This is a genomic window from Inquilinus sp., assembly GCF_057815775.1.
Map to the genome: position 1 here is coordinate 1 of NZ_JBYRFX010001080.1, position 4,135 is coordinate 4,135.

Annotated in this window: 5 protein-coding genes; 1 reads left to right on the forward strand and 4 read right to left on the reverse strand. The window is 58.3% G+C overall.

All coding sequences use genetic code 11. The features are described 5' to 3' along the window. Window positions 1-439 precede the first annotated feature (439 nt). The 4 genes from AC3XYG_RS38695 to AC3XYG_RS38710 form a co-directional block, all read right to left on the reverse strand. Window positions 440-1,078 (reverse strand): recombinase family protein, encoded by a 639-nt coding sequence (locus AC3XYG_RS38695; RefSeq protein ID WP_489145232.1) that lies wholly within the window; start codon window positions 1,076-1,078, stop codon window positions 440-442. 663 nt (window positions 1,079-1,741) lie between these two features. Further along, window positions 1,742-2,035 carry a thermonuclease family protein gene (locus AC3XYG_RS38700; protein WP_489145233.1) on the reverse strand — a complete coding sequence of 98 codons (294 nt, stop codon included), beginning with the start codon at window positions 2,033-2,035 and terminating at the stop codon, window positions 1,742-1,744. Between the two features lie 190 nt (window positions 2,036-2,225). Next, a complete protein-coding gene (locus tag AC3XYG_RS38705; protein WP_489145234.1) occupies window positions 2,226-2,522 on the reverse strand; it encodes a hypothetical protein in 297 nt (98 codons plus the stop codon). A 32-nt stretch (window positions 2,523-2,554) separates the two neighbouring features. Then, complete coding sequence (locus AC3XYG_RS38710; RefSeq protein WP_489145235.1) at window positions 2,555-3,031, reverse strand: helix-turn-helix domain-containing protein; 477 nt, start codon at window positions 3,029-3,031, stop codon at window positions 2,555-2,557. Between the two features lie 656 nt (window positions 3,032-3,687). On the opposite strand from AC3XYG_RS38710, the gene AC3XYG_RS38715 reads away from it, so the two are divergent. Beyond that, a partial coding sequence (locus AC3XYG_RS38715; RefSeq protein WP_489145236.1) for an AAA family ATPase occupies window positions 3,688-4,135 on the forward strand: 448 nt, incomplete at its 3' end.

Sequence of the window (4,135 nt, forward strand, 5' to 3'; positions counted from 1 at the left end):
TGGCAAAATTCAATCCGGATTTTCTACTGTGAAACTACCTCAGACTTTTCATGGAATGCTTACAATTATAATAGCGCTAATTTTATTTCTATCACTCCTTGCCGCCGCGATTGGCAATTCTGAGGCATCAGCGCGTCAACAGTATAAATTTTCCATAAATGATAAAACATACATAACTCTTCGAATTACATCAGATAAGATTATCTGTTCGCCCATATCAGAAAACAACGCAGTATCAAAATCATTCGTAATCTATGATACAAAATCAATTGAGGGCGTCACACTCATACCGATAAAACGGTCAGAACTAGTGTGGAACTAAACCATTAATCCACATCAAAAGCACGCCAGCGTCATTCCTTTATTAATTTGATTCTCCGAATGCTGCGACCCAACAGATTGCCTGCCTGGTCGTCTGCCGGGGAATGGACTGCCGCCGCTAGCTCGCGTTGATGCGGTAGGCCGCCCAAATTCGCTTCACCTGAGCCACGCTGCAGCCGGCCAGATCGGCCGTCTCGACGATGCTGGTGCCGCCTTTCCGCAAAGCGATGATCCTCGCGTGCATCGCGGGGTTCGCCTTGCGTCCGCTGTAGCGGCCATCGCGCTTCGCGATCTCAATCCCCTGGCGCTGTCGTTCGCGGCGGTCCTCGTAATCCTCTCGCGCCATCTGCAGCGCCAGGCGCAGCAGCATATCCTGGACCGACTCCAGCACGACCTTGGCGACGCCGGCGGTGCCGGCGGCCAGCTCGGAGAGGTCGACAAGGCCGGGCACCGCTAAGCGGGCGCCCTTCGCGCGGATCGAGGCTACCAGACGTTCCGCGTCGGCCAACGGAAGGCGGCTGATGCGGTCGATCTTCTCCGCCACGACAACCTCACCAGTCTGCAGGTCCTGGATCAGCCGCTGCAGCTCCGGGCGATCGGCACGGGCGCCGGAAGCCTTCTCGCGATAGACGCCGGCGACATAGTAGCCGCCTCCCCTCGCCTCCTCGATCATGCGCTCCTGACGCTCAAGATCCTGGTCGACCGTGCTGACGCGAAGGTAGACCCGCGCGACCCGCATAGGCGCGATGCCGCTCATCCGGTTGCTTCACCTTTCAACAGAGCTGCGAGCCGTATGGTTGAGCGGCCATTGGGCCCCATCGGCCCAATCCCGCGGCGTCGGCAAACTTCAACCATTCCGTCGGCAATCGCGGCGTGACGCCGAAGATCAGACTTCGTTGATGATCTCCGAGATTTCAGGGCCTCGACAGTCGCTAGCTGCGCTTCGGTGAAGTACGCAAACTCCTGCTCGAGCGACGGCGTTGCCATCTTTCCTCCTCGTCCGGACGCCACGCGACCATAGGCGGTGGTTCATTAGGGTATACCTCAATGTGCCACTATTGCACGCTTGGCTCTTAATGCGCAAAAGCGATCCTATTTGGCCTAGCCACACTAAATAACCCTATTGCGCCGCCTTGCCAACTCACTATCCATTTTGGATCACCCAAAAGTACACTCCCCCGACTAACCGCAAAATTATTTCACGTTCCGCGAAGAATAATATTGCTTAACTCCGTGTAATTGATGTACTATTGATAATGAAAGGAGACGCCGATGCAATATTTAGTGATTCTGGTCGTAATTTTGGTGATTTTACGCTGACAAAAACGTGCGCTCGCAAGAGCGCACTTTTGGCTCTTTAATATTGACATTACACATATTTTGGAATCTTCCGGCCCTATGAACCATTTGCTTGGCCGGCCTATTCGAAGACATCGGAACACCAATGCCGGCGCCGCGCCTCCCATGCCACCGGACCAGGTCGCCACACCACCGCCAGCCCTTCCCGTAGCAGGATCTGCCCAAGGTCCTGCCCGTTCACGCTGATGCGCACCAGTGGACGGCCATACCGGTCGTGCTCTCCGGAATCAGCAAGCTGCATCGGACCAGCGGCCAGCAGTTGGGCCAGGCGAGCCTTTGCCGCGGCGCCGGCGTCACTCTCCCGTGCGCAGCGCGGATGAAAGATCTCAGGAGCATCGATGTCGAGGAGGCGCATCCGAACTCCATGGATCCGCACGGTATCACCGTCAACGACCCGTGCGGCCGACGGCATCGCCCAATCCCAGGACGTCAGGGCCAGGCCGACGAGAACACAAGCCGACAGGGCGCATGCGGCCCTCAGGGTCACCGCCAGGCTCGCCTCCACCGCCGAAGAGACGACGCAGGCGAGACCAGCATCTTGGCCCTCAGATCAATCGCTTCGGCCATACTGGCATATCGCGTGGCGGCACGGGGCCGAGACCCGTCCTGCTCGCAGAGGCATTGTATCGGCCGCGAACATCATCGCGGCGATCCTCTTCCCCCTGCTCGGCCGGGCTCATCGCGGCATAAGCCGCACTCATTGCCAGGAACACGTCGGCCATGGATGCCGGCCTCGGCAAGCCAAGCTGGGTCATGCGGTCAGGGCAGCCCGGCTCGGCATCACATGCGTGGTAGACAATTCTCGCGCCGCGTAGCTGGATGGCTTCTTCGATCGTCAACATTCCAGCCCCAATTTCCTAGAATATCGTTCCGCCTATGCGTCGTCATCCTCGTCACCAGCAGCGGCTTCGCGATCGACTTTTCCGAGGCGCTGGCTCAGCTCCCGACGATCTTCGATCGTAACACGACGCGGATACTCATTCGGGAAGGCGCGGGCGATCTCAGTCAGAAAGTCGACCAGCAGCCCCATATCGTAGGCATTGCTGGCCACGATGCCCTTCTTCTTTCGCTTCACCCGCCCAATGAGCTTCAGCTTGTCGAGCCGATTGATCGCTCTCTGGACCTGGCGGCTCGAAACGCCGCAACGGTTCGCAAGCGTATTCATCGCTGGAAATGGATGCTCATCCTTCTTCCACCAGCTCCCTGCCAGCTGCAGCAGCACCAGCATCTCAACCGGGCTCAGGCGATGGTCCAGATCAAGGAATCGGTTGAGGTTGAGGAGGTACGTGGGGATCTGGGCGAAGCCACGCTCCGCCACTGCAACTCCCCACTTTGTAACGACGTCAGACATTCCAGATCCCATAGTTCGTCGCTGCAGGACACGGCGGCATGGCACAACCAAGCGACATTCCGTAACGACATCATGTCATAGTATATAGCAACCCGATTTATACGCAACGATATATACTCCGGTGATATATACGCATGAGGTATATACGCAGTCGGTAGGCGCGCGACGACATTGGGAAGATCTCGACGCTGACGGATCCATACAATTTTAGCCTTGACTCATCCAAATGTGCCGTGAGATGGTTGGCATAACCACCGGGTCGGCCGCATCAGCCGAAACTGGAGCCAGGGTCCAAGGGGCAGCGCGAGAATACCGACCGCCTCCTCCTCTCCCCGTAGTGCGGCAACCGCCAGCCAACCTGCGTAAATTCGAACCCGCGGCGGATTCGAACCCGCGCACCCGCGCCGCACAAGCTGCGAAAAAATCCGCTTAATACCGTGCTAGTGGATTATCCGCCCGCCACTGGATCGGGTCGACCAACATTTCGGCCGCCGGCACCTCTGACGACCCGGCCCACCCTCCGCCCACGACACGTGCTAGTTGGCCGCCGGTGCAATTAATTGCGTCGGCGGCGTTGCATATGATTGCCAACCGATATCGGTCCGACTACATCCTATATCGATTCACTGCCTAAACAGCGTCGGAGCGATGCCGGAATGATATTGGCCCTCGCGCAGACAAAAGGCGGCGTCGGCAAGACAACCCTTGCCGTCAATCTCGCCATTGAGCGAGCCACCCGTGCCCGGCGTGACGTTCTCCTGGTTGACGCAGACGACCAGGCCACGGCCACCGATTTCGCCGCGCTCCGAGGGGACACCAAGGGCGGAGCGATTGGATATACATCCATCCAACTCTCGGGGGCCGCGGTGCGATCTCAGGTTCTCGCCCTGAAGCCCAAGTATGACGACATCGTCATTGACGTCGGCGGTCGCGACACAGCGGGGCTTCGTGCTGCCCTCACCGTCGCTCACGTCGCTGTCGTGCCGTTTCAGCCCCGAAGCTTCGACGTGTGGACGATCGATAAGGTCGCTGCCCTTGTCGCAGAGGCAAGAACTATCAACCCCGACCTTCGGGCGGTCGCCGTCATCAACTGCGCGGACCCTC